This is a genomic window from Salinispira pacifica, from assembly GCF_000507245.1.
GTDB classification, from domain to species: Bacteria; Spirochaetota; Spirochaetia; order DSM-27196; family Salinispiraceae; genus Salinispira; species Salinispira pacifica.
On the sequence record NC_023035.1, the window covers coordinates 1,050,593 to 1,076,658 of the forward strand.

Consider the following 26,066-nt stretch of genomic DNA (forward strand, 5'->3'; position numbering starts at 1 on the left):
CGGTCCTCCGGATGGTGATATTTTTACTGTCTGAAGATTCAGAAGCTACATAATACAGAAGGGGAAATAATCAGTCCAGCAGGGAGAAATGGAAACACCCTGGCGTCATACTTTTCCCACCGGAGCACCATAGACCATAAGCTCGGTTTCACCGTCCACGCCCAGAAGGGCATCGCACTTTTCCTGGTCGTATGCACCGATTGCACAGGTTCCCCCATCGATGGCCGCACATGCAAGATACAGATTCTGACAGAGATGACCGGCATCAAGAGCTACCAGCTTGGGCATCCTGCCGGGGTAGCGCCAGTGGGTCCGGTAAGGAACTGCAGTCCAGAGAAATATGACCGGTGCATCCCAGCCCTGGCCGTTCAGTGCTTCCCTGCATTGCTCCCGAAGGTTTTCCGGGCGGGATACCAGCAGCAGCTCATGCTCATAGGGGCGGTACAGGTAAATTCCTTCATCCAGACCCTCCACATGAAACACAGCAATGTAGGTTTCAAAGGGATGGCGGGCGCCTGCAGAAGGGGAGGTTCGTCTGCTGCCCCGGGGAGTCGTTTCATGAATGCCCTGGGTTGCAAACAGCAGCCATCCCAGTTCCGTCAGGCTGATTGCCTGTTCCAGAAATTTCCGTTCACTCCGCCGGGTAAGGATGGCATGTACCAGATCAATGCCGGTAAAGCTGTCAAAATCGGGTTCGGGAAGAGGATGGCGTTCACCGTTCCATTCTTTCTGGAATGCCGGCACTTCCGCTCCTTTTTGCTGATCCGATTCGATATTCAGATGCCAGTTTGATTGCAGGTTTGATATATCCATAATTGATTAATCCTTCCCGGGCGCCGCCGGCTCCGAAAGTATCATCCCGCTGAGAAACAGCAGCGCAGCGGTCCCCGCCAGCACGGCGGCTGCCGCCCCGTAGCCTCCCGCAATGCTCAGGCTGGCTGAAAGCATGATGGGGCCCAATGCCGAACCTGCCACAAGAATTCCCATGATGAAACCGGAAATGGCTCCCAGATGTGTTGTGCCGAAAAACCGCGGCCATGTAAGGGTTGTGAGGCTGTTGAAACTCCCACCGGCCAGCCCGTTTCCCAAAATGATTATAGCAGTAAAAACGAATCCGGGCTGTAAAAAATTTATCCCGATCATGGAAATCATCAAGCCGGAAAGGAGGGTTGCCAGTATCCATTTCAGCCGGATAAAATCCGAGGCGAAGCTCACCAGGGCGTTTACAATCACTGAAATAATGCTTACGGGAATAAACACCGACACGGCAATGCTCCGTCCGATTCCCGCTTCTGCGAATATGCTGACTACATGAAAGGTGAAACCGGTAATGTAGAGTGACGAGAGCCCCACCGAAAGACCGTACACCCAGAACCTAGCGGTTTTCACCGCCTCTGAGAGGCTCATATCCGGTGCCTTCACCTGGTCAGCGGCATCATCTCCCGGTGCGTCTGTATGTTTCTCAAGGTTTCGGGTCAGTTCATCACCGGGATCCGCCGGTTCCCCGTCGGGCTTCAATCCTACAGATTCAGGGTTGTCCCGGACAAGTATCACATAGAGGCTCACACCGAGAATCAGGACGATGAGGCCGCTGATCCTCCATGCTCCCTGCCATCCTGCGGCCTGGATCAGACGGTCGAAAAACGCCGGTGCGGAATTGAAGCCGAAACTCACGAATGTTCCCACAATGGCGCTCACCATGCCCCGGCGTTTCACAAACCAGCGCATGGGCAGGTTGCGGCTTACCAGGGTGAGAGAGCCCTGACCGAGAAAACGGAGGAGAAAAAAGCCTGCGCTCATGATAATCATGGCTGTCAGCCCCGGAGGGAGCAAGGTCAGCGTCCTGGATGCAGCATCAACAATACCGTCAATATAACTGAGTACCAGAAGAGAAAGCCCCAGCAAAGCCGCCACAATGCTTCCGAACCGTCTGCTGCCCCAGCGGTCCAGAAGAACTCCGCTGGCGGAGAGAATGGCCGCAGACGAGAGTGTCCCGATCATATATGCCAGACTGAGCTGATCCCGGCTTAGATGCAGTGCATCGATGAGGAAATCGGTGAACACCGAAACCCCGATGGTCTGCCCGGGAATGCTCAATAGCATTCCGATGGTGCCCGCTCCAACCATTACCCATCCGTAATAAAAGGGCATTCGCCGGTATATATTGCCGTGTTTTGCTTGCATGCGTTGAATCCTTATGCAGTGCACCAAAGCTTGTGAAAACCTGAGGTTTCCAAATTTTCACCGTTTCTGTCCGCCGCCGATAGCGGTGCAAAAATGTGCACCACCATATCAAGTGTGACGGCGGCTGGGAATTTTTCTTTTCACAAGCTTCTGTGCACTGGATGTAGTAAAGAGAGGAAGTGGTAGCATATTTCACCGATCTTGGGAATCATCACGGCGGCTCATCATGGCGGTACAAAACGGCGGTACAAAACGGCGATACAACACGGCAACTCAACTCAGCCGGGAGTAAGGCGCAGGTGAGCATGAAAAGTGATGGGGCAGGCTGCCTGTGGAAGTGCCGCCTTCAGGCGGGTTCCTGTCCCACAAGATCACGGATGGCAGAGAGGGTTTCGGGAGATATGATATGCTCCATCCGGCAGGCGTCTTTTTCGGCAATTGAGAGTGGGACCCCCAGGGTTCGCACCAGATATTTGGTGATGCACACATGCCGCATCTTCACATCTTCGGCCAGCTCAAGGCCTTTGGGGGTGAAGCGGATGTTTCCGTATGGCTCGTGGTGAATCAGCCCGTCTTCCTTCAGGATTTTCAGTGCCCGGTTTACGCTGGGTTTGGATACATCAAGGGCTTTTGCCACATCCACCGAATGGACGGGATGCTCCTTGCCCTCCAGTTCGAGAATGGTTTCCAAATACATTTCCAGGGATTCACTGTAAGACATGGGAGTTTACCTCTTGATTCAAGTATAGTACGCATGAAGCCCGGGCGCATGCTCTTCGAAGCTATCCGGCGAAAAACCCTTGGATTATGGCGGCTTTCAGAGAAGACCAGGGCAGAACGCCTTCACCCGCAGCTGCAGCCCGGATCCGGTCTGGCTGCCCCTGAACGCCGTCGTTCCGTTGCAGTCGGTGAACCTGCGGTTGCATGTCCAAAGCCGTCCCCTCCACCGGCGGCAGAACAGCTTTCCGCCGGTGCCGTGCAGTGATCAAGGAGGGGGCAGGATGCGCAGCCCGGGAATACGTTGGGGGGAAGCCGTTTCCGCCGTTGCCGGTCCGCCCGGATTTTCAGGATGCCGGGGGTCAGCATCAGAACGATGACCCCCAGCACCAGAAGGTTTGCAGCAATCATTTGGCCCGTCCTGTTTCAACCGGTGAAAGGGCAATTGATGAATGGCCGCTGCTTCGGCTTCCTTTCCACATGAAATATCCTGTTACCGAGATGATCGCCGCCACCGCCAGCAGGCCGGGGAGGAAGCCCGATCCGACTGTCCCGGCGGTAATGAGGGTGCCGATCTGGTATACCAGGAAGGAAAGCACGTAGCCCATACCCAGCTGAAAACCGATGGCCCCCCAGAGCCATTTGGGAGATTCCATTTCCGAGTTCATGGCTCCGATGGCTGCAAAACAGGGAGGGGTGAAGAGGTTGAATACCAGGTAGGAAAGACCTGCCACTGCGCCGATTCCGAAGACCGAAAGTACTTCGCCGCCGCCGGATACCAGCGCAAGCTCTTCAATATCAATAAAATTGGTAATGGAGAATGTAACCGCCAGGGTTCCCACCACGTTCTCCTTGGCGATGAAACCGGTAATTGCTGCGGCTGCGAACTGCCAGACACCGAAACCCAGGGGGATAAATATGAAGGCCAGGGGAGATGCCAGACTTGCAAGAATGCTGCTTCCGGGCATGGATTCTCCCACAACCTGGAACTGCCAGTTGAAGGTCTGAAGCATGTGAACTGCTGCATTACACACAAGAATGATGGTTCCGGCCTTGATGATAAACGCCTTGGCCCGTCTTAACATAGAGGCTGCGGCTCTGCGGATGCCGGGAAGACGGTATTCGGGAAGTTCCATAATAAAATAGGATCGGGATCTGTCACCGGTAATCCGGCGTACCACCAGACCGCTGATAATGATCACAAAAATCGCGAGAAAGTACATGGATGTACCCACCCATGCCTGGTCGCCGAAAAACACTCCGGCAAACAGGGCGATAATGGGCAGCTTGGCACCGCAGGGCATGAAGGGAGATAGCATGGCGGTGGTTCGCCGCTGCCGTTCGTTCTTAATGGTGCGGGTTGCCATAATTCCGGGAATTGCGCAGCCGGTGCTTACAATCATGGGAATGATGGACTTCCCCGACAGGCCGATTTTCTTGAAAAACCGGTCCATAATTACCGCAACACGGGACATGTACACCGAATCTTCAAGAAGGGCCAGCATAAAAAACAGAACCATGATCAGCGGGAGAAATCCCACGACCGCACCCACACCGCCGATGATTCCGTCCAGAAGCAGTGCACTCAGTACGGGGTGTACCTGATCTCCCAGGAGAGCAGCAACCCAGCCGTACACGGTGTCGATTCCGCCAACAAGGAGATCGGCCAGCCATGGTCCCACCCAGGTTTGGGAGAATGAGAACACCAGCCAGATCACCCCCGCAAATATGGGCAGTCCCAGCCACTTATGGGCAACGATCCGGTCCACGGCATCCTGAAAGGTCTGCCTGGACGAATCCACTTTTCGCCGTTCTGCCTGCTCCACCAGGTTGTTTACCCATGAAAAGCGTTCCGGATCTTCTTTTGCTTCGACGTGCCCGGCTTTCGAGGCGGAACGGGATGTATAGGCCGGAGCCTGGGCTTTGGTATGTTTGAAACGGTTCATGGCGGACTCCAGGAGTTCCCCAAGGCCGTTCTGATTCTGTGCGCTGGCCATCGTCTGGATTACCGGACAGTTGAGAGACTCGCTGAGAATCCGGGTATCCAGGATTATGCCTTTCTTTGCCTGAAGATCGCTTTTATTCAGGGCCACAACCAGGGGTATGCCCAGCTCAAGAAGCTGGGTGGTGAAATACAGGCTCCGGTTGAGATTAGTGGCATCCACGATATTGATAATCAAATCCGGGTTTTCATTCTCAATAAAATCCCGGGTAATGGATTCTTCTCCGGTGAATGGTGATATGGAATATGCACCGGGCAGGTCCACAATCATCACATCCTCTGTTCCGGGATTCAGGAACTCCTTCACCGGGCCTTCTTTTTTGGCTACAGTGACTCCGGGCCAGTTGCCCACATGTTCGGTACTGCCGGTAATGGCATTGTACAGAGTGGTTTCCCGCTGTTGGGATTACCGGTCTGCGCAATCTTCATTGCTCACTACTATTGGTATTGGTATTGGTATTGGTATTGGTATCACAGAGCTCGAAGCTCCGGGGGGTGGCTGCAGGTATGGTTGCAGTTGTGGTTTTTTTCCAGCCGACCGGGATCATTCCGGGGGTTGGCAGCTGTCTTGCCCATAAATGTTGCAAAGTTAGTCTCGGATAACTTGTTGCCCAAAAAATGCGGCTTGGACCATCCTTATCAGGCGATCCGTTCCCGGCTGCGGCAGGCTTTTACCGGTTCTGTTGCGATGCCGATGGCTGATGCCAGATCTGCATCGATGCTGTACCTGGCGTTTTTCACATTGATGATGATATTTTCAGCAAGCCGTGAGATGACGGTAACTTTTTCCCCCGGATAACAGCCCAGGGTGAACAGAAATTCTTTCATTCCCTCTTCAGCGGCTGAGATGTGGGAAATGGTATATTCGGTATCGGTACGTGTGTTCAGCAACGTCATGGCTGCACCTCCGCATATATGTTAACCGGCATTATCTTAAGTCCAAGTTTATCCGCGCTAACACAATCTGTCAACAGAAAGATCCTGAAAGATTTAAATTCAATAAAAAATTATCTAATTATGAGGTTCGGGGGACAGGACCATGTTTCAGGGCTTTAAATACCGCGCCGCAGTGGATATCTTTTACGTCAGATGGAAACACACGGAAACAGGAACACACATTCAGACTCCCCCGGACATTCCTCCCAAAAGTTGTCTCGACTGGCGGGCCGTATTCAGCAGACCATGGATCTCAGGGGACGCTGGAAGATTCACCGGGATGACATCATGGATGCCCTGGAAATGGAGCTTGAAGATTTTTACACCCGGATTGAACGAAGCCGTTCTCCGCTGGTGAATTTCGCAACCCATGAGTACGGACACGAAAACATCGGCAGCCTGATCACGTTGCTGGAAGATATCGGGTATACCGAAGCTCCCAGGGTATTCTGGGAGGCCGGTCTTTTTATTCCCTACGATATTCAGATTGAGCTTCAGGAAACGGTAATCGAACTGGTTTCCCGGGAGAAGAGTCTGCACAGCATCGACTTTTTGAGCTTTGAGTCCATGTTCAACACCTTCGGCAATTTTCCCGGGGCCCTGGACGTGTACCTTGATCAGTTCTTTCCCTGGGAGCATCTGCGGGATGAGGCTGCGGAACTGGTGATCGAATCACATCCGGAAACCACCGGAGAACTGCTTCGTCCCTCCATGGTGGGGCTGGCGGAAAAGCTGTTTCGGAAAGGATATGTACCCTACCGGGATCTGTTCGCAGATATCTTTCTGGAGCTGCGGCATTATCTGATACTTCATGGTCTCATGGAAGATCCATGGGAGAGGGAGAGCCATTCCCGCCGTAGCGGGGAAGGGGGGCGAAGCCGCACCCCCGGGGACGAAGCCTCCGACCGCAGGAATGAAAAACGAAGGGCCCGTTCCCTGTTCGGTCTCAGCGAACCGGAGGCCGCAGATCCCGTTCGGGTGAAACGCAGATACAAGGAACTGATGAAAACCTACCACCCGGATATCAACCCCATGGGGCTGGAAAAATCCAAGGAGATCAACACCGCGTACCTGCTTCTCATCGGGTGAACCTGCCCCGCCGGTATGCGCTGCTGCGACGAATCATCAGCGCCTGATCTTCTCAGCCTTATCTTCAGCAGCGGAGGAACGGCCCCGGTAGACGCGGTAGAGCATCCAGGCGGGAATGAGCAGCACTGCCTGAAGCAGAAGATATGCATTGATGATCCCCAGCAGATCTCCCAGCCATCCCAGAAGCAGACTCGCCAGAGCGAACACGGCGCTTCCGGCCAGAGATACAATTGATCCCATGGTTGCCCGCTGCCGGGGGCTGAATTCATCCTGCTGCAGGCTGTTTTCCCCTACGGTCTGAACTCCGAACATCAGACTGGTAGATGCAATAAGCAGGGGCGAAACCGGCCCGGCCAGAAGCAGGGCAGCAGCATGCAGCCCCCGACCGGCAAGACGGGTGAAAATCACCGATTTCAGCCGGCCGAAGCGCCGGGTGATCCTGCCGCTGTAGTGGAAACTCACTGCTGCCCCGAGATTCGCCAGGGTTTTGGCAATACCGATGGCCCAGACCGGCCAAAGCGTTGCAAAAAATGCCGCCTGAAACTGATATCCGGCTTCACCGAAGGAATGTCCGATTACCGAAGCGCTGCTGATTTTTCTGAGCACGGGATTGCGGCGGAATTCCCGGAAGGCCGCACGGAGCTGAAGCAGCGGGTCTTTTCTCCGTGTGTCAACCGCCGTATCTTCAAAAAAGAAGGCAATAATGAAGCATCCCAGCTGGGGAATGACCGAGAGCCACATCACCAGAGAGTAGGAAACAGAGGCCAGGATCCCTCCGGCCACTGCGGATATTGCAAGGGCCAGCTGAAACATGCTTGAGACCCGTCCCAGATAATGGGCGTATTCCTTCTGTTCACCCCGGGACTTGAGGAAATCGTAGAGAAATGCATCGTTGTTGCCGCTGTAGATAGAGGCCGAAAGGCCGAAAAATGCCGCGCCGACGAGTAAGCTCGCATACCCGTTGTCCAGGGCAAAGAACAGACTCCCGGTGAGGGCAGAGGCTGCTCCGGAAATGATGCCAGCCTTTCTCCCAAAGTGATCGGAAATCAGTCCGGTGGGAATTTCAAAAAGGGCTGAACTGAGAGTCATAACGGAAAAAACCGCCATTCCGCCCAGGTACGAACCGCTTTCCCGGGAAAATATCAGCACCGCCACTGCGGCCCACAGTTTGAAGTCAGTGAGAAAATTAAAGATATACAGCAGTCTGATATTTCGGTGCACATCCAAGTGTAAAAAGTATTCCCCTTCCGTTCAAGACAAAAAGCGGGAATGTTTCATCAGGCTATTGATTCGGGAGCGAAAAAGAAGTACAGGTGATGTATGGAACAACAGCCCCTGATTATTCAACAGGAAGAGGAACAGCGTCCTATTACCACTATCAGCGCCATTCTGGCGTCTGTGCTTCTCATGGGTGTGGGCTCGGCACTTCAGGGCACCGCCCTGGCAATCCGCGCGGGAATCGAAGGCTTCTCGGCCTCGTCGGTGGGGATTATCATGTCCATGTACTATGTGGGGCTGGCTCTGGGAATTTTTGTAGCCGGTCCGGTGATCCGCCAGGTGGGCTACGTGCGCTCGTTCGCCGCCTTCGCCTCGTTTGCCTCGGCCACATCCATAATCCATATTCTTGCGGTGGAACCGGTTACCTGGATCGTGCTGCGGCTTATCCACGGTATCTGCCTGTCGGTTATGACGGTTGTGGTGGAAAGCTGGCTGAATATCTCCTCAACCGAGGTGAACCGGGGTAAGATTCTCAGCCTCTATTCGGTGGTTCTTTTGGCGGCCATGGGGATGGGACAGCCCCTGATCGGGTTGTTCTCCCCCGCCACCTTTGAAATTTTCGGGGTAACCACGGTGCTCATTTCCCTCTGCCTCATCCCCCTGGCATTGTCTCCGGTGACCGGCAGCCCGAAAATCAGCAATGAAAATCCGGATTTGATGAAAACCTTCAAGAAATCGCCCCTGGCGGGATCTGGAGTGTTCGTCAGCGGCATGATCACCGGCGCCAGCTGGAGTCTCATACCCCGCTACGGTCAGCAGGTGGGAATTCCCGAAGGGAATATCGGGCTGCTCATGCTTCTTATTTCTCTGGGAACCCTGGCGTTTCAGTGGCCCCTGGGCTGGCTGTCCGATAAAAAGGACCGGCGCAGAGCCATCCTGCTCAGCACCCTCATCGGGATGATTGCAGCCCTGATAATCGGCATTACCGCAGCCGAGGGGCCGGCACTCCATGTGTTAATTCTGATATTCGGCGGCTTTGCCATGCCCCTCTACTCGTTGAACGTTGCCCTCATGAACGACCAGCTCGGCCGGGATGAAATGGTGCATGCCGCTGCGGCCATCGTAGTGTTTTATGGTGCGGGGTCTGCCGCAGGACCCATTGTGGGAAGTCTGTTCATGGAGCGAATGGGGCCGGTCGGGCTGTTTTTTTCCATGGCCCTGCCCATGGGACTGTTCATCTTTTTTGCAGTGATGCGTCTGCGCTTTGTACCCCGTATTCCCGACTTTCGACAGCGGCACTTCCGTGTGTATCCGCGAACATCCTTTACCGCCTACCGTCTGCTGAGGAAAACCCGGAAGCCCGAAGAGCAGGTGGAAAAACCCGAAGGTCCGGAAACCGAAGGTCCATCACTGCCCCTGGGATAGACGGCTGCTACAAGGCACTGAGGTCGGCGGTTGGGACAGAGACTATTTCAGACAGAGAGCGGTTCAGGCAGAGATTATTTCACACAGAAACTGGTTCACGTTCATACAGAGACCAGCCCGTCGTTTACCAGCTGGGAAGCATGGTCCTTCAGAGAATCGGCGATGGCTGTATATTTAATAGACAGAATATCCCGTGATCTGCCGGGATCCAGTTTCACCGGCACCCCGTAGTTGTTCCGGGTATAGCGCCAGTTGAAGCCCAGGAAGGGTCCCATAACATAGAACAGCGCTTTGGGAAGGACCCGCAGATTAACCGGAAGTTTCCCGTTCTGCATATTCTGGAGGATTCTTCCTGCCTCCGGCAGGCTCATTTCCTCGCTCATGAGGATAAACCTGCCTTTGGCTTCGGGGTTTTCCAGAGCCAGAATGTGAGCCTGTGCCACATCCCGTACATCTACCATGCCGAAATGAAGGTCGGGAATTCCCTGTTTGAACTGGCCGGTGAAGAATCCTGCCACCGTGGAGGATGATGTGCCGTCCAGGCGTTTTGACAGGGAGGGGCCTACCACAAAAGAAGGGTTGATAACCGCAAGTTCCCAGTGATCCTGCTGCTGGGCATACTCCCAGGCGGCTTTTTCTGCAAGGGTTTTGGAATATGAATAGGGCTGATATTTGGCGGAAGCGGTGGAGTTCCAGTGATTTTCATTCAGGATGCCTTCACTGGTGTTTTTCCATTCATTGTTGTCGGTGTGAACCGCCGCAACGCTGGAGGTGAGCACCACCTTGCGCACCGTCTGTGCACGATCGGCGCTGCGCAGTACATTTTCAGTCCCCACCTTTGCAGGACGGATCAATTCCAGTTCGGGGTCGGAGATATTGCTGATCACAAAGGGGCTTGCTGAATGGATCAGGGCTTCACAGTCGGCAATAGCAGCATCAAAAGAACCCTCAATGTTCAAATCGGCTTCAAAAAGACTGAGCTGACCGGGAAAATTTTTCTGCATGGTCTTGAGATGCCCCACCTTTCGTTCATCCGAAAGATTTCTCACGGTGGTGTGAACCTCAATGCCCCGCTCAAGCAGCTTCAATACGATCCAGCTGGCAATATATCCGCTGCCTCCGGTAACCGCAACAGGACTGAAATTTTCCGCATTTTCCATATCTTCCTCCGTAATTAGATCCCCATACCGAATCCCGGTGATGAACAGGCCCCGGCTCTGCGCCTGGATCCTGTTTTAAACATACGGTTTCTTGTATCTCCTGTCCAATTGAAGCGGCCAATCCGTGGATTTTCTCCGGTTGGGGCCCGATTTCGCTCGGGGCAGCATTCGGTCACTCCCCGTTCTTCAGCCAGATTGTGCCGGGGTTTTGAAATGCCCGCTCCCTGCCCAGTGCCCGGTACCACAGGAGACTGGCAAGCATATAGGCACCCAGCACGGCGAATGCAGCGGCCAGCCAGCGCATATCTCCAGTCTGAAACGCTTTTGCGGGAAAATTGATGGCCAGAATAAAAGGGATGGCCACCGCGAAGGTCACCGCAGAGGCGTATGTATAATCAGAGGCTACCGGAGTTTCAAATTCTGGATCCAGAACCCGCAGCAGGGCCAGGCCGGTGGTGAGAGTCCCGGTGGATACTCCGAAGATAATAAGGCTTCTCAGGAATCGGTGATCGGTAAACAGCCGGGATCCCATCCAGGGAACCACGGTAAGAATAATAAGGGTTCCCAGACCGGTTATAATCAAAATCGGAATAATGTACTTCATGGCAACCACCAGGCTGATTGCGGCTATGGAACTGGTTACCATAATATCAACAGAAATCCCCGAAACCCGGCTGAGGGTCCGGGCATCCAGAATGTGATCGGCATTGAAACGCTCCAGAAGTGCACGCACCAGCATTGCCATCATTGCGGCGAAAATGAAGCTGATTCCCCATAGATTGGTTGCCAGCTCAACGCCGGTGGGACCGATGAAGGCAAGCAGATAGCTGATGCCGTTAAGAAACAGATAAGTGAGAAGGTAGGTGACCAGTACAAAGATTACGTTTGCGGTGAGGGAGTCGATTGCCTCGGTCTGGGTGGTCTGATACGAGCCGGGCTGGAGCCGGCTTCCCCGGGGGAATACGCCGGTGCGTACATCTTCTCCCCGGATGCTTTTCATGTAGTCGGGACTGATCCAGTGCTTTTTCACCCCGTGGTGGATAAGAAAGATGCCCCCGAAGCTTGCCATAATAAAGCCGATGGCGGCAAAGGTAAGCCCCACATTTCCGGCATCCTCAATGCCGAATACCCTCCAGCCTTCACCGATGGCGTATGCCTGTCCAGGACCCAAGGCGAACCCCAGGGGGAAGAGAAAGCCGAAGCTGTGAAACAGGCCGGGCATAAAGGTTCCCATGAACAGCAGGGTGAGAAGCAGACCGAACATGGCCTGAAATCCGTACTGCCCGATAATCATCATGGAAAGTCCCAGACGATTGCGGGTCCGGCCGGGGCTCTTGACGGTGGGCCGCATGGCCAGGGAAATAAATGAAATACTTAACAGATGATAGGCTATTTCACCCAGATATTCCTGTCCGATGCCGATTAACGGAAGAAGATAGTTGTAGAAGGGCAGAAGAATAAACCCGGAGATAATGGGTACGGGGATCAGGAAGCGCTGAAAAAAGCGGAGCTTCGCCCGCAACAGGGTGCCCAGCACCAGAGCAGAGGCGATAATGCCCGCATGAATGTAAAACTGCCAGGAAAAAAGCATTGAATCTCCTTCACTTTCGGGTGAGATACGCCGGATGCGTAATCTGAATGAGATTCAATTATAATCGCCTCTGAATATGCGCACAAGGAAAAAAGAACGCCCCAAAGAATGTGGAAACAGCTTCAGAGGCGAAAATTGTGTATCTGCGTTCAAGGAAAATCGGGAAACGTGGCAATTCTACAGTAAATATGATAAAATAGCTAATATATAGACATATAATGAATGTGGTGCTTCCGCTTTTCATCTCCCGATCTTCATCCCCGATGCAGCGAATCCAACACACATCAGCCGGCTGTGGGTCTGAGGGTATCAGTACGCAAAGGGTCTGTGCTCCATGTATCTGTACTCAGTGCGTATTGGTCCACTATTGGACTGCATCCGGCGGATGAAATATTCAGGAGGTAGTATGAAACGTTTTTTGTCGGTCTTTTCCGTTCTGATTGGGTCCCTGGTACTGTTCTTGTCCTGTGAAAACGGCCTCATCTACGAGGGCGTCGAGGTAAGCATCGTTTCTCCCGACTGGGCGGAGGGCAGGGCCTTCAGCTATTTTGCCGAAGCGGTTCTTGAGGAGGAGTTCGGGTTTGTGGTTGAAGTGGTGGTAAAGGAGGGCCCGAACATGGATGAAATCATGTCTCTGGTGGCCGACGGAACCCATGATGCGGTTCTGGATGTGTGGACCGATTTTCACAGCACAGAAATATCAACCTATGAAGACCAGCTGGAACTGATCGGAGCGGTATACAAAGACGCTAAAACCGGACTGGTGGTTCCCCGCTACACCTATGACGGCGGAATTACCAAAATCTCGGACCTGGAGACGAATGATGTGGCGGGGAAGGAGATTACCGGCATAGATCCCGGAGCAGGATTAATGAGCGTTGTGGAGAATGATATAATTCCCGATTACGGATTGGATATCGCAGGCTACACCCTTCAGGACGGAAGCAGCGAGTCCATGCTGACCGCCCTGGCCGATGCCATCGCCGCGGAAGAAGATATTATCGTGACTCTCTGGCAGCCTCACGGACAGTTTGGCATCCACGAACTGGAAATGCTTGAAGAGGATCAGACCTCTCACTTCACGCCGAACGATATTCAGATGTACGGCCGAAGCGGACTGAGCGCAGATTATCCTGAGCTGGTGACCTTCATGGAAAATATGCAGTTCAGCAACGATGAGGTGGGCTCCCTGCTGGCACATATTGCCGCTTCCCAGCTCAGCGAACCGGATGCGGCAGCGGAGTGGAAGGCTGAAAATCAAGATATCTGGATAAACTGGATGGCCCAGTAGGAATATTACCGTCCTTCATCAAGCCGCCGGGCCAGAAAATCCGGCAGACCCGCCCTACGAATCCGCTTCTGGGCCCGGGCAATGTTATAGCTGCACCTTCTGAACTGGATGCGCCGGTTTTCCGGATCGAACATGGCATAGGATGCCCTGGGATCTCCGTCCCTGGGCTGTCCCGTGCTGCCTGGGTTGATAAGGGCTCTCATGCCCCTGAGGTCAATCCAGCTGTTTTCCTCCGGAATGATTTCCCGCACTCCGCCGCCGTCGTCCAGGAACAGACGGGGAAGGTGGGTATGGGCGAAAAAGCCCAGGGAGGTTTTCATTTGGGCCAGTTCAGCTGCGGCAGCGGCCGGGGAAAGGATGTAACCCCAACGGGGATCGCTTATGGAGGCATGGGTCAGGGTGATGGATCGGCTGATATGAGATTCCGTGAGAGAGAGAAGATATTCACGGGTATGGGCGGGAATTCGGATGGTTTCCAGAGCTCGTCGGGCATGGACGGAAAAATGTTCCGGCGGTTCCAGGCCGCAGAGTCCCGCATCGTGGTTTCCACGGAGCATAATGCTGCTGCGCGTATGAAGTAAATTGATGCAGGCCCGGCTGTCCGCCCCGTATCCTCCGGTATCTCCCAGACACCACAGCTCATCTGCGGTAAGCCGTTCTTTTTTCAGCACCGCCTTCAATGCCTGAAGGTTGCCGTGTACATCCGAGATGATTTGTATCATTTAACACCGCCTTTCATAGGGAAAGATCCCGCTGCCGCTGCTATACTTGTCTTTAATGAACAGAAAACCCATGGAGATCATCCGGGGCCGGCTGGAAGAATATTTCGCTTCGGTGTGGAAACTCTTGTCGGACACCAACCAGTACCTCAGCAGAACCTCCCTTTTGCCCCAGTACGAGGGGCGAATCCGTCATTGGAGGCGGGAACTGCAGCAGCACGCCAATGATCATGAGACCCTTTCGGAAATACGCAGGGAGATCGTCACCCTCAGGAAGGAACTTCGTCAGAGAGGGTACAACCTCCGGCTGGGGCAGTATGAGATATCCGTTGCAGGCTTCCGTTCCGACGAGGCCATGGGACTTGGATTTACCCGTGCCGTTCTTCTGGATTCTCCATCGGATATCTATATTCTAACAGGTCAGGCCAATCATATCGAGCTGAAGCTTCGTCTTGAACAGGATCTGAAGTGGGGGCGCCATTCCCCGGAAGCCGTGGTTCATTCTCTCTGGTACCGCTGGGATAACAGGCTTCTGCGGATATCCGGTGCTGACAGCGAAACCCGTGAAGATTTTCTCCTTCTCCAGGATCGGGCGGACCGGGAACCCATGCGCTATATATCCGCTTTCAGAAATCATTGAACCGCCTCCGTGCATCCACTCCTGTATTTCCGCTTCTGTCAGTCTGCCCCCGGGATTGTCCGTGCAGCTTGTCACTCCCGGGCAGGGGGGGATAGTATGGAGCATACGGTAATGCGCTGCCGCCGTCTGTTGCCGAGGTCTATGCCGCCCCGGCTGTTGCAAAAGGCCGGTGCAATAGTCTGTTACCTGCCCTTTTTGTACTGTCTCATTTCCCGGAGGTCCCATGAAGCATTTGTTATCCCGCCCAGAGCGGAGTGTGTCGCCGTTTGCCGGCGTTGTTTTCATCCTGATTGCCGGGACCGTTGTGTTTTCCTTCAGCGCCTGCGGGGGAGAAGATCCGGCGGATCTGAGCATGGAAGAGAGGTTCCGCGAAGCGGAGAACCCTCAGGCCCGGTCGGAAATCACCGGTCAAATCCAGGCCGGGCTGATCAACGAAGAGAGCAGGGAGGCCGCAGGACAGTTTCTCCAGATGGTGGAGCGTGAGCGCTTTGAAGCAACAGGGATAATCCGGGAGTCGGTAGATCTTTCGGCTTCCACCATCAACTATTATTCGGTGAATCCCATGGAGGCCATGGCGGTGCTGGGAACCATTGGCCAGGCCGGAGAAGGCGGCGAACTGAACATCGCAGACCGGGGACCCGAAGGACTGCTTCCCGCCGAGAACCGGAGTCCCAGAATTTATGTGATGTTCAATCAGCCCATGGTACCCCTTGCAAAGCTCGGCGCAGAAATAACCGGAACGGAAATTCTCAACATCGAGCCTGCGATACCCGGGGTCTACCGCTGGTACGGAACCCGGACCATCGGGTTTCAGCCCGACGCTCCCATGATCGACGAAGAGTTCTACCGGGTTTCTGTTCTCCCGGGGGTAACATCCCTCACAGGGGCCCGGCTGGAAGAGGGAATTAAGTTCAATATCTACCCCGAACGGCTGGAGCTGGTGAACTTCTACCCCGGAACACCCGAAGACTTTTATCCGCGAAATTACAACGTACCGCCTACCTACGCATCCAGTCTGGTTCTTGAGTTCAATCAGGAGGTGGATCCCACGGTGCTGGGCGGGTATATCGAACTGAAACTGGATGATCAGCCGGCAGCCTACAGCATCCGGCGTCCCCGGTACTCCGAAGCACTCTCATCCAGGACTCCCCGTGCCTTGCTGCTTGAGCTGAGCGAAGTGCCTCCGCCCAGCACCCGGGTGAGCGTAACGCTGAAAGAAGGGGCAGTTCCCCGGGACGGCTTTCCCGCCATTGAACGGGAAACCAGCCAGAGCATCCGCACCATCTCCCGGTTTCGGGTCTACGATATCCGCTCGTCGGCCTATTCCTTCCCACGGGATAACCGGGAGTTCAGTTATCCCCTCTACCTGCGCTTCAGTCACCCCCTGTCCGAAAAACAGGGCGATCGGATTACTTCCCCCGAAACCTGGCATATCAGGGTGAACGGAGAGGCGGTGCAGCCCGATTCGGTGGAGCTTTCCGGTTCCTATGTACGGTTCACCGTCCCCTCTGCGGCCCCCGGAGACGTGGTCAGGATTTCGGTGCCTCCGGTTATTCAGGATGTGTTTGACCGAAACCTGAGCAATCCCGGAGAGGCCGGTCCCCATACCATTCCCAGACCCCGTCCTTTTGTGAATTTTCCCGGACGGAGCAGCCGGAACCTGGTGCTCCGCCATCTGGAATCAGCATTTGATCCCCTCATCCTCTTCAGTTTCCGGAATCAGCAGGAGTTTTTACTGGGAAGCTCGGAATATGATCCGGAAGAACGCATATCTTCCCAGCTTTCGGGGATCTCCATGAGGCAACTGGACCTTTCCCGGATCCCGGAAGATACGGTACGCTTCGAGACCGTTGATCTTTCCCCCTATCTGAATGAGCAGGGACGGGGAACCGCCCTCATCAGCTGGATGGCCCGGGATGACCGTGAGTTTAATGCCGCCAATGAGGTAAGCAGCAGCGATAATCTCATGGTGACCGTCACCAATATCGGCATCACCTCCAGGGTGTCCTATAACAGTGTACTGGTCTGGCTGAACAGTCTCAGCGACGGATATCCCCTTGAAGGGGCTTCTGTCCGGCTGGTACAGGACGGTATCGTTCTTGCGGAAGGCAGAAGCGACGGACAGGGCCTGGCGGTGATCGGTCAGGAGGACGGCTATGGCTACCGGGACCGGGAAGGGCTTTCCATCCAGGTGGTGCATGAAAATGACCGGGCAGAGCTTCCGTTCAGAAACACCCATAATGCCTGGCGGTTCGGTGTCAACGCCGTCTACGATCCGAAATTCATCCTGGAGGATCGCTCCCGGGTGCATCTGTTCACCGACCGGGGACTGTATAAGGGAGGCGAAGAGCTCGCCCTCCGGGGAATTCACTGGATACAGGATGAAAACGGCTACCGCAGCGCAGACACCCCCTACCGTATCCGGGGTATTTCCAAAAACGGCGGTGAGGAGATCTGGTCCGCCTCGGGAAGAACCTCCGGCAGCGGAGGGTTTCATCACCGCTTCACCCTGCCGGAAAACCTGGATTCGGGAGATTACCGCATACAGTACGAACTGGATGGGCGCAGCATCGCCTCGGCTGATTTTTACGTCAGCGATTTTCAGCGGGCGTCGTTTCAGGTTACCAGCAGCATTGCCGAAGAAACAGAGCTGTTGGCCGGTGAATCCATGAATGCCCGGGTATCTGCATCCTATCTTGCCGGAGGATCTCTGGCGTCCGGGGAATACAACTATGTGTGGACCCGGAAACCGGTGACCTTCCGCCCGGATTCCCCCCGGTGGGAGCATTGGAGCTTCGGCACCACACAGTGGAGTGGGGAGAAAATTGTCAGCAGCGGAGCAGGATCCCTGGCATCCGACGGTTCGGCCAGGATTGCCGTGCAGACCGGAGACGAAGAAATCCCCTGGAAGCCGTATCTGTACAACCTGGAAGTACGGGTGAGCGATCTTGACCGCCGGGAGATCAGTTCCCGGACCCAGCGCATTGTTCATCCCGACGATCTGTATATTGCAGCCCGCTTCGGTTCTTCCACCGCCCGAGGCTGGTGGTCCCGTTTCATTCCCACCGGAGATTCAGCCGATGCACAGTTCCGTCTGGTGACTATTGAAGGAGATACGGCGGATGCATCGGGAGAACTGGAGTACGGGATTATCAGGAAAGTGTGGAAATCGGTTCAGCAGCAGGGGATGTACGGCAGACTCAACACCCGCTGGGAACTGGTGGATGAACCGGTTGAAGAGGGGCGTCTTGCAGTTGAGCAGGGAGGGGCAGCCCTTCAGTTTTCTGTCCCCGACTCCGGCCGCCATGTGCTCTACGTTCAGAGAACCGGTGAAGACGGAAGGCAGAACCGAACCGAAATTCCCTTCTACGCCAGCGGAAGCGGCTGGGTGCAGACCGCATCCCAAACCCCGTCGGATATTGAGCTGGTTGTGGATAAAAACCTGTACAGTCCCGGGGAAACCGCCCGAATTCTTGTCCAAAGCCCCGTCCCCCAGGGCCGTTACCTACTCACCCTGGAGCGGGAAGGAATCTTTGAGCAGCGGGTGCTGGACCTGGACAGCGGCACTGAAGTGATCGAAGTGGAAATATCGGAAGAACACCTGCCGGTGGTATACGCTGCCATAACCGGGTTCACTCCCCGGGGTGAGATCCCCCGGGAGTACGGCGAGCCGGATCTGGGAAAACCCAGAAGCCTCTTCGGAGTGACGGAAATCCGGGTAAGCAGAGATGCGGTCCGGCTGGATGTGGAAATTCAGGAGAATCAGGGTGTTCGGAGCCCGGGCAGTAAGGCGGATATTTCGTTGCGGGTAACCAAAGACGGCGAGCCGGTTCCCGGTGCCGAGGTGACCCTGCTTGCGGTGGATCGGGGCGTGCTGGACCTTATTGATTACCGCATTCCCGACCCCCTGGAATATTTCTATAACCCGGCCAAATTTCCCCTGGCGGTGATGGGGGATGACAGCCGGCGTCTGCTCCTGGATCCGGTAACCTACGATATCTCCACCCTTCAAGGGGGCGACGGAAGCAAGATCGAAGAGCGGGAGGATTTTAACCCCCTGGCTCTGTTTGAGCCTGCGGTGATCACCGATGAGGAGGGCTACGCCCGGGTGGACTTTCAGCTCCCGGATACCCTCACCACATACCGGATCACCGCTCTGGCCATGGATGGTACCCGTCTGGGAATGGATGAGTCGGAAATGATGGTGCAGAACCCCATTAATATGCGCAGCGCTCTTCCCCTGCAGCTGCGAACCCGTGATACGGCCGCAGCAGGAGTTATTCTGAATAATCTCAGCGGAGAAGAGGTGGAAGTGTCGGTTACTGCAGAATCGGACCTTCTCTCCATATCCGGAGAGAGTACCCGGAAGCTGACCATTCCGGCGGAAACGGTGGTGGAACTGCCCTTTGTATTTCAGGCCCTGAAGGAGGGCCGGGGATCGGTGCATTTCACCCTGGAAAGCGCTCTGCTGAATGAGCGGCTTACGGAGGAAATCCGGGTGGAACGTCCCTTATTGAAAGAGGCGTTCACCACAATGGCAACCATATCGGAAAGAAGCTCCGGCAATGGAGGCGGCGGGGGATCTGCAGCTCTGGAAGGTCTGGTAATTCCCTCGGCCATTGCCGAAGGCTATGGAAGTCTTCAGGTGAATCTCTCCTCCTCACTCCGTACAATGGTGATGCCTGCGGCGGAAGAACTGCTCATCCCGCTGTGGCATGGGGAAGACCGTCACTCGGTATTCGCCCGGCTCTTCGACCTGAACGCCAGGATGCTGGGGTATGGAAGGGGAGATGGAGGCGCCCCGGGCGGGGTTGAACTGCCCCGGATCAATATTCTTTCCCGGCTGGATGAGTATCAGTTTCAGGAGGGCGGCATCGGTCTGCGCTCACCCAGGGATCCCTGGACCAGGCCGAATAGGTTTCTCTCAATCCTCACCGCCCACAGCCTCCAGCTGGCGGATGAACGGGGAATATCAATTGAACATGATATTGACCGGAGATTACTGATGCGCTATTTGAGCATGCAGATCCGCGGCGAGAAGTTTCTCAGTGATTCACCGGTTCTTGCATCATGGCTGGCGCAGATTCTGGCCCGGGAGGGGCTGGCGGATGAAGAACTGCTGGATGCGGTTGCGGCCCGTGAAGATGAGCTGGGGATCGCCGGGTACAATATGCTTGCCGAAGCCTATGCAATTCTGGGCAGTGATGAGCAGGCCCGACAGCTCCATCGCCGAAGCAGGAATTTCGTGAACATCGGCACCCAATCCCTTGATGTACGTCAAAGCTATGAGCGGCGCAGCTACTTTTCATCCATGGAGATGGAAACTGCCGCCCTGCTGCGCACCGGAGCCATTCTGGAGGATGATCCCGACTATCTGCTCCGACTGGCCAATACCCTGGCCCGAACAAGAAATTCCCGGAGATTTCACTCGGCCATGGACAGCTACTGGCTGCTGTACGGCTTCTCCCCCCTTCTGCAGCGTGAACAACCGGGACGCAGCATGAGCGCAGAGCTTTTGGTGAACGATCAGTCCCTCTATTCCGGGTCTCTCACTGATCAAACAGAGACAGATGAACACCGGGTTTCCCTGGAGCTGGAGCTGTTCGAACCTCCCCTGGGTGAACTTAAACGGGATGTGCTGCATGAACTGAGCATACGCAAGAATGGTGGGGGACCTCTCTATTATACCGGAACTCTCCGCTATGCCCTTCCCGGAGAAACGGCCCTGCCCCGGGATGAAGGAATTGAAGTTCGTACCCAGATCGAGACCCTGGAGGGGGATGTGCTCACAGAAGACGTGCTCACACCGGGAACCACCTACCGGATGCGGGTGTTTCTCAGCACCCTCCGGCGACTGAGTTATCTGAACCTGGATGTGCCCATACCCTCCGGGGCCCAGGTCCTGGATCCTAATCTGGAGATTACCGGCTCCTACACCGATGCCGGAGGATTGCAGAGCGAGGAGTATGTACGGGAAACCCAGTACGGCGATACCGCCGGATTTCTGGGGGACGGCTTTGTGAACACCGCAACCTGGAATTTCTGGTTCTACCGGCCCGTCCAGCGCTACTATGCGGGAATGATCAGCTACAGCTGGGAAGACTTTTATGCCGGCGAACGGGAAGTGAGCTTCCTGTTCCGGGCCGCCACTCCGGGGATTTACCCCACACCAGGGGCTCAGGCCTCCCTGGAATTTGAGCCTGAGATATTCGGACGCTCAGCGGGACGTCTGGTGGTAATCCCCTCGGATGGGACCGATTCCAGATGAGTTGGAAGCACCTTCCCCGTCGGCTCAGGACAGGTCTGGCGGTACTCCTTCTGCTCCTGATCGGGTGGGGGGGGATCCGCCTGATTCTCAGAATCGCTCCCTATGCCGGGAATGAGGCCCTTGCCGATCTGCGCTTTTCCCGGGTGTATCTGGACAGGCGGGGCGGCGAGCTTGCCATTCTCCCGGTGGATGATCAGGGGCTCAGGCGGATATTTGTTCCCTTTGAGCAGTTCCCCCCGGAGCTTGAGGGGCTGGTTCTTGCTGCGGAGGATTCACGCTTCCGGTGGCATGCAGGAGTCGATATTCCTTCTCTGGCTGCTGCAGCCGCGGGCTATTTCGCCGGAGGTGAAGAGGTACGGGGCGCAAGCACCATCAGCATGCAGCTCTCCAGTCTTCTGCACCCCAGGCCCGGGACGGTGGGGGGCAAGATCCGGGAAATGCTGGATGCCATGCAGCTTGAAACCCGTCTCAGCAAAGATGAAATTCTTGAACTTTATATTAATCTTGTTCCAATGGGGTTCAACGTGGAAGGCTATCCTGCGGCTTCCCGGCGCTTTTACCGGAAGAAGCTTGCACAACTCTCGGTGGAAGAGATGGCGGTTCTGGCGGCGGTCCCCCGAAGCCCCGCCTCATTCAATCCGGTGAATTCCCTCTCCGCCGCCGTCTCCTCCGCCGAAGGTATTCTTCAGGCAGCCCGAATGAACCCCACCCACCGGGAGTTCAGCCGGATCAGTGCATACGAACGTCCGGAATGGCCCCGCCGGGCTCCTCATTTTGTCCGTTATGTGAATGCGCGCATCTCTTTGCAGCTGAGCGGCAGCCACGTACCGGGGATTACTATCCCCAGAGGCCAGATACCCAGCCACCAGGTACCAGGCGGCGGGAAAGCAGGCGGCTATGGAACCGCAGCCCGGGGATACGAACCGGTGATAACCAGCCTGGACCCCGTCCTGCAGAATGAGCTGGAAGGGGTGCTTCGCTCCTCCGTTGAGGACGCCGCAGATTTCCGCATCGGAAATGCAGCCGGCCTGGCGGTTGACCCTGAACGGGGTGAAATTCTTGCCTACGCAGGATCCTCGGATTTTTATGACCCGGCGCGTCAGGGGCAGGTGGACGGAGTTCAGATGCTCCGCCAGCCGGGCTCAACCCTGAAGCCGTTCCTCTACGCCCTGGCTCTGGAGTCGGGGTTCACCCTCTCCACTGTTCTGCCGGATATTCCCATGAGCTTCGGCAGACGGGAAGTCTATGTGCCCGGGAACTACAACAATCAGTACAACGGTCCGGTACGACTCCGCCAGGCGCTTTCCGCCAGTCTCAACGTGCCGGCAGTGTATCTGCTGGAACGGCTCTCGGTGGGTGCCTTCAGCGACACCCTCATCGGCCTGGGGTTTGAAAGCCTGGAGGAACAGAGCGGCAGCCTGGGGGTGAGCCTTGCCCTGGGTGGCGGCAATGTATCTCTCTATGAACTGCTTCAGGGCTACCTGAGTTTCCACGGATCGGGTAAAAACCGTCCGCTGGTTCCGTTCCTGTTCTCTGAATCCGGAGACCGGGATCAGGCCCAAGCCCAGGACCAGGACTCGGTTCGGGTGCAGGACCGGATCCAGAACAGTGACCGTGATGAAGAGAGCGGCCGTGCCTGGGAGCCGTCCACCGCCGCCATGATCCGGGATGTACTCAGCGATAACGATGAGCGGATTATGACCTTCGGCAGAAATTCCCCCCTGAAATATGACCTCCCGGTGATGGTGAAAACCGGCACATCCAACCAGTTCAACAATATCTGGGCGGTGGGGGTTGCCGCCGATCTGGCTGCGGCTGTCTGGATGGGCAATTTCAGCGGAGAAACGGTGATCTCAGCTCCGGGGTCCAGTCTTCCCGCCGCGGCGGTGCACGATATTATCTCCCGGCATTCAGCAGGACTGCCCTTTGATCCGCCGGAAGGGCTGGTGAGCCGTGAAATCTGCACCCTCAGCGGTGAAGCCGCCGGCCCCTACTGCACAAGCACCATCCGGGAGCTGTTTCGTTTTAATGAGGTTCCCGGCGAATGCAGCTGGCATTCCATGGGAAGGGGCGGGAGAGTCGAGACCAGGTATCCCCAGCTCTACGGCTCCTGGGCAGAGGATTACGGCTACGATATCCTGCTGCAGGAGAATGCAGAGACGGCAATACACGGTGCGGTGAATCATGCCCTGTTTTTTCTTGATGCAGGAATGCCCGCGGGGAATCAGCAGCTGCGACTCTATTTGACCGGAAGCGGGGAGGGGAGACTCTACCGAGACGGCGAGCTGCTGTACCGGGGCAGCCTCCCCGGGGAGGTTCTGCTGATGCTTCTCCCCGGTGAACACCGCCTCGAACTCCAAAGCGGCTCCGGTACCGGGGAATTTCACTATTCGGTGGTGAGGTAAGGAATCTCCGTGCTCAGCTGCCGCCGCCGGCCAGTTCAATTGCCCCCAGGATGGTTTCCAGATCCTTGTATCCCTGGGTAATGCTGGAAACCGGTGCTGCGGTTCCCGAGATTGCGCTGAGAAAGTCTTCGTATTCCCCGCGGTAGCCCTTGTCATCGGGGAAATGGCGGTGTTCGCTCAATGATTCGTCGGGCATGGATTCGCTGTTTTTCAGTATGCTGATATCCACGTCGTCGATAATCATGCTGCCCCGGGTACCCATGATTACCGCCCGCATCCCCTTCAATCCGTTGACCGAGTAATTTATATGCAGCGTTCCCCTGGCAGGAGAAATTCCTTCCCTTCCGGAGCTGGTGAACTGGGCCAGAAGGGCATCCATTTTTCCGATTTCCGGATTGGTTGACCACACCTCGGCAGCGCTAATGCTGAGATCTCCGAAAAGATCCCGCATGGCGGAAATCACATGCACTCCGCCGTCGGTAACAAATCCGCCTGCAAAGCTGTGGCCGGTTCTCCAGGATGTACGGGCATACTTATTGGTCTCCGGGAGCATCTGCATAATAAAATCCCATCGGATGTGCTGGATTTCGCCGATTGCCCCGGATTTCAGCATCCCCGCAGCTTCCCGGTAGACACGGCGGTAGCGAAAATTTTCCGCAACCATCATCACCAGTTCGGGATGATCCTCTTCCAGCTTGAGCATCTTCCTGCCTTCCTCAAGGTTGGCAGCCAGGGGTTTTTCCACCAACACATGCTTTCCCGCCTCCACCGCAGAGCGGGTTACCCGGTAATTCAAATCCACCGGCAGGAGTACGGCAACGGCATCCACGTCCTCCCGCGCCAGAAGCTCCGTGTAATCGGTGAACCATGGAGTCTCCTGTCCGTAGAGCCGGTCCGCCCGGGCTGCCAGACGCCGGGCTTTCTCCGGACTCCGGTTGCATACTGCGCTGATTCTGATCTTGTCCTGAAGTTTCTCGATTGCCGGAACGTGCAGATCGTTGGCGGCAATTCCCGCACCGATGATTCCCAGCCTCAGGTGTTGTGCTTGTGACATATCATGCTCCTCATGGTTGGCAGGCCCCATAGATATCTGCCCTCATAGGTATCAGTCTTCGTAGTTATCAGAATATAACAGCCCGATGAAAGGGACAATGGAGGCAGCAGGCTGTACGGCCTGCTTATGAGTCTGCACCCCCCTCAGATATGAGTGTTCCCCGGGCGAAAACCTGCAGCGGTTTCAGGCTCTGCTGATCCAGGATCACCAGATCAGCGTCGTTACCCGCCTGCAGGCGGCCTTTGCCCTGAAGCTTCAGCCGTTTCGCTGGGTTTTCTGTGACCGGTGCAAGGGCGGTGGGAAGATCCAGGCCTTCCACATGTACCGCCAGCCTCACTTCATCCAGGAGACTGGTGCAGCTACCCACTGTCATGCCCTGATATTCGCCCTGCTCATTAAAATCCGGCAGGCTTCCTCCGGCATCCGAACTGAAGCTGATGCGGTCCAGGGGCACGCCGTTATCCAGAAGCATGTTCAGTGCGCTGCTGCAGCGGATCTCCCCCTCATCCAGGAACTGCTGCACCGTGCAGGCGGTGAAATCCACATAACCTCCGGCCAGCGCCCAGGAAATTCCCTGGTTCAGCAGTGCCTGATCTCTGCCCATGTGGGTGGGTACAAATTGAGTCCGGGGAATTTCGCTTCCGGCAACCGCTTCTTCCAGAAGGGAAATGCCTTCCGTCCCTGCGCCGACATGGATGTTTAGCGTTCCCGCCTTCCCGGAAAGCAGGCCTCCCACCCGGGCCTGGGAAGCAAGCCGGGTCAGTTCAGCAGGGCTGGGCTGGCTGGAGCGGTGGTCGGCAATTGCAACCTCTCCCGCTCCGATAATCTCTTCTATGAGAACAATGTCGTCGGTGAGGTTTCCGGTTACCGTACGCAGGGGAAGCTGATAGTTTCCGCTGTAGCACCAGGCGGATATTCCCTGTTCTCTCAGGGCTTTCACCTTGGCCAGAAGATTATTCATGCTGCGGGTGGAGGCATCGGTGCCCAGAGTACCCACCACCGAGGTGACTCCGGCTGCGGCGATCCGGCTGAACTCCATTTCGGGAGTGCGGCTGGTAAAGCCCCCTTCGCCGCCTCCGCCGGTGATGTGCAGATGGTTGTCCACCAGTCCGGGAATGGCAATTGAGCCGCTGCCGTCGATCACTCTGACCCTTCCCCGGGGCAGACTGGAGACCAGTGCTTCAAGACTCTCTTCAATGGCAAGAATTTGTGTTCCGCCGACGAGGATGTCTTTTCTTCCCAGGGCTGCGGGAGCATAGATATCGATATTTTTGATGATGTACATGGGGCCTCCGAACAGATGCATGGAAACTTCGGTCATACTGATATGAGCCGTCTTCCACGGGATTAAGCCGTCTTTTACGGAC

General features: G+C 55.7%; 18 protein-coding genes. 6 read left to right on the plus strand and 12 right to left on the minus strand.

Going from position 1 to position 26,066, the window contains the following annotated elements; all coding sequences use genetic code 11:
- Window positions 1-105: 105 nt before the first annotated feature.
- The 6 genes from L21SP2_RS04635 to L21SP2_RS04660 form a co-directional block, all read right to left on the minus strand.
- Window positions 106-813 (minus strand): SagB/ThcOx family dehydrogenase, encoded by a 708-nt coding sequence (locus L21SP2_RS04635; protein WP_024267337.1) that lies wholly within the window; start codon window positions 811-813, stop codon window positions 106-108.
- Between the two features lie 6 nt (window positions 814-819).
- Entirely contained in the window at window positions 820-2,184 is a 1,365-nt protein-coding gene (locus L21SP2_RS04640; RefSeq protein WP_024267338.1) for an MFS transporter, read from the minus strand.
- Between the two features lie 346 nt (window positions 2,185-2,530).
- Entirely contained in the window at window positions 2,531-2,905 is a 375-nt protein-coding gene (locus tag L21SP2_RS04645) for a metal-dependent transcriptional regulator (RefSeq protein ID WP_024267339.1), read from the minus strand.
- A gap of 122 nt (window positions 2,906-3,027) precedes the next feature.
- Window positions 3,028-3,312 (minus strand): hypothetical protein, encoded by a 285-nt coding sequence (locus L21SP2_RS04650; RefSeq protein WP_024267340.1) that lies wholly within the window; start codon window positions 3,310-3,312, stop codon window positions 3,028-3,030.
- Complete coding sequence (feoB, locus tag L21SP2_RS04655; RefSeq protein ID WP_280113281.1) at window positions 3,309-5,288, minus strand: ferrous iron transporter B; 1,980 nt, start codon at window positions 5,286-5,288, stop codon at window positions 3,309-3,311. Before feoB ends, L21SP2_RS04650 begins: the two co-directional genes overlap by 4 nt.
- 254 nt (window positions 5,289-5,542) lie before the next feature.
- A complete protein-coding gene (locus tag L21SP2_RS04660; protein ID WP_024267343.1) occupies window positions 5,543-5,800 on the minus strand; it encodes a FeoA family protein in 258 nt (85 codons plus the stop codon).
- Window positions 5,801-5,992: 192 nt separating this feature from the next.
- Between L21SP2_RS04660 and L21SP2_RS04665 the strand changes: the two genes are divergently transcribed.
- A complete protein-coding gene (locus tag L21SP2_RS04665; protein ID WP_041401198.1) occupies window positions 5,993-6,928 on the plus strand; it encodes a J domain-containing protein in 936 nt (311 codons plus the stop codon).
- Window positions 6,929-6,964: 36 nt separating this feature from the next.
- Here the strand turns inward: L21SP2_RS04665 and L21SP2_RS04670 are convergent, their stop codons facing one another.
- Window positions 6,965-8,149 (minus strand): MFS transporter, encoded by a 1,185-nt coding sequence (locus L21SP2_RS04670; RefSeq protein WP_244437962.1) that lies wholly within the window; start codon window positions 8,147-8,149, stop codon window positions 6,965-6,967.
- 99 nt (window positions 8,150-8,248) lie between these two features.
- Here L21SP2_RS04670 and L21SP2_RS04675 point away from each other — a divergent pair, with 99 nt between their 5' ends.
- On the plus strand, window positions 8,249-9,571 hold the full coding sequence (locus L21SP2_RS04675; RefSeq protein WP_024267346.1) for an MFS transporter: 1,323 nt from the start codon (window positions 8,249-8,251) through the stop codon (window positions 9,569-9,571).
- 101 nt (window positions 9,572-9,672) lie between these two features.
- Here L21SP2_RS04675 and L21SP2_RS04680 read toward each other — a convergent pair whose 3' ends face one another.
- Both L21SP2_RS04680 and L21SP2_RS04685 read right to left on the minus strand, forming a co-directional pair.
- Window positions 9,673-10,731, minus strand: a complete 1,059-nt coding sequence (locus L21SP2_RS04680; protein ID WP_024267347.1) for an NAD-dependent epimerase/dehydratase family protein — start codon at window positions 10,729-10,731, stop codon at window positions 9,673-9,675.
- A 172-nt stretch (window positions 10,732-10,903) separates the two neighbouring features.
- The gene (locus L21SP2_RS04685) at window positions 10,904-12,322 is read right to left on the minus strand and encodes a sodium/glutamate symporter family protein (RefSeq protein WP_024267348.1); all 1,419 of its coding nucleotides are present in this window, start codon (window positions 12,320-12,322) and stop codon (window positions 10,904-10,906) included.
- Window positions 12,323-12,728: 406 nt separating this feature from the next.
- On the opposite strand from L21SP2_RS04685, the gene L21SP2_RS04690 reads away from it, so the two are divergent.
- On the plus strand, window positions 12,729-13,613 hold the full coding sequence (locus L21SP2_RS04690; protein ID WP_024267349.1) for a glycine betaine ABC transporter substrate-binding protein: 885 nt from the start codon (window positions 12,729-12,731) through the stop codon (window positions 13,611-13,613).
- A gap of 5 nt (window positions 13,614-13,618) precedes the next feature.
- Here L21SP2_RS04690 and L21SP2_RS04695 read toward each other — a convergent pair whose 3' ends face one another.
- Complete coding sequence (locus L21SP2_RS04695) at window positions 13,619-14,335, minus strand: metallophosphoesterase family protein (RefSeq protein ID WP_024267350.1); 717 nt, start codon at window positions 14,333-14,335, stop codon at window positions 13,619-13,621.
- 55 nt (window positions 14,336-14,390) lie between these two features.
- Between L21SP2_RS04695 and L21SP2_RS04700 the strand changes: the two genes are divergently transcribed.
- The 3 genes from L21SP2_RS04700 (at window position 14,391) to L21SP2_RS16860 (ending at window position 23,645) form a co-directional block, all read left to right on the plus strand.
- Window positions 14,391-14,972, plus strand: coding sequence for a hypothetical protein (locus tag L21SP2_RS04700; RefSeq protein ID WP_024267351.1), 582 nt, complete (start codon window positions 14,391-14,393; stop codon window positions 14,970-14,972).
- A 223-nt stretch (window positions 14,973-15,195) separates the two neighbouring features.
- Window positions 15,196-21,240 (plus strand): alpha-2-macroglobulin family protein, encoded by a 6,045-nt coding sequence (locus L21SP2_RS04705; RefSeq protein WP_024267352.1) that lies wholly within the window; start codon window positions 15,196-15,198, stop codon window positions 21,238-21,240.
- On the plus strand, window positions 21,237-23,645 hold the full coding sequence (locus L21SP2_RS16860) for a transglycosylase domain-containing protein (RefSeq protein WP_024267353.1): 2,409 nt from the start codon (window positions 21,237-21,239) through the stop codon (window positions 23,643-23,645). Before L21SP2_RS04705 ends, L21SP2_RS16860 begins: the two co-directional genes overlap by 4 nt.
- Window positions 23,646-23,658: 13 nt before the next feature.
- On the opposite strand, the gene L21SP2_RS04715 is transcribed toward L21SP2_RS16860, so the two are convergent.
- Window positions 23,659-24,699 (minus strand): Gfo/Idh/MocA family protein, encoded by a 1,041-nt coding sequence (locus tag L21SP2_RS04715; protein WP_041401199.1) that lies wholly within the window; start codon window positions 24,697-24,699, stop codon window positions 23,659-23,661.
- 124 nt (window positions 24,700-24,823) lie between these two features.
- A complete protein-coding gene (gene iadA / locus L21SP2_RS04720; RefSeq protein ID WP_024267355.1) occupies window positions 24,824-25,984 on the minus strand; it encodes a beta-aspartyl-peptidase in 1,161 nt (386 codons plus the stop codon).
- Between the last annotated feature and the right edge of the window lie 82 nt (window positions 25,985-26,066).

Coding starts and splice junctions, on each gene's coding strand:
- L21SP2_RS04690 (WP_024267349.1), top strand. CDS start 12,729: ATGAAACGTTTTTTGTCGGTCTTTTCCGTTCTGATTGGGTCCCTGGTA.
- L21SP2_RS04675 (WP_024267346.1), top strand. CDS start 8,249: ATGGAACAACAGCCCCTGATTATTCAACAGGAAGAGGAACAGCGTCCT.
- L21SP2_RS04695 (WP_024267350.1), bottom strand. CDS start 14,335: ATGATACAAATCATCTCGGATGTACACGGCAACCTTCAGGCATTGAAG.
- iadA (WP_024267355.1), bottom strand. CDS start 25,984: ATGTACATCATCAAAAATATCGATATCTATGCTCCCGCAGCCCTGGGA.
- L21SP2_RS04640 (WP_024267338.1), bottom strand. CDS start 2,184: ATGCAAGCAAAACACGGCAATATATACCGGCGAATGCCCTTTTATTAC.
- L21SP2_RS16860 (WP_024267353.1), top strand. CDS start 21,237: ATGAGTTGGAAGCACCTTCCCCGTCGGCTCAGGACAGGTCTGGCGGTA.
- L21SP2_RS04685 (WP_024267348.1), bottom strand. CDS start 12,322: ATGCTTTTTTCCTGGCAGTTTTACATTCATGCGGGCATTATCGCCTCT.
- L21SP2_RS04700 (WP_024267351.1), top strand. CDS start 14,391: ATGAACAGAAAACCCATGGAGATCATCCGGGGCCGGCTGGAAGAATAT.
- L21SP2_RS04680 (WP_024267347.1), bottom strand. CDS start 10,731: ATGGAAAATGCGGAAAATTTCAGTCCTGTTGCGGTTACCGGAGGCAGC.
- L21SP2_RS04665 (WP_041401198.1), top strand. CDS start 5,993: ATGGAAACACACGGAAACAGGAACACACATTCAGACTCCCCCGGACAT.
- L21SP2_RS04635 (WP_024267337.1), bottom strand. CDS start 813: ATGGATATATCAAACCTGCAATCAAACTGGCATCTGAATATCGAATCG.
- L21SP2_RS04645 (WP_024267339.1), bottom strand. CDS start 2,905: ATGTCTTACAGTGAATCCCTGGAAATGTATTTGGAAACCATTCTCGAA.
- L21SP2_RS04715 (WP_041401199.1), bottom strand. CDS start 24,699: ATGTCACAAGCACAACACCTGAGGCTGGGAATCATCGGTGCGGGAATT.
- L21SP2_RS04660 (WP_024267343.1), bottom strand. CDS start 5,800: ATGACGTTGCTGAACACACGTACCGATACCGAATATACCATTTCCCAC.
- L21SP2_RS04705 (WP_024267352.1), top strand. CDS start 15,196: ATGAAGCATTTGTTATCCCGCCCAGAGCGGAGTGTGTCGCCGTTTGCC.
- L21SP2_RS04650 (WP_024267340.1), bottom strand. CDS start 3,312: ATGATTGCTGCAAACCTTCTGGTGCTGGGGGTCATCGTTCTGATGCTG.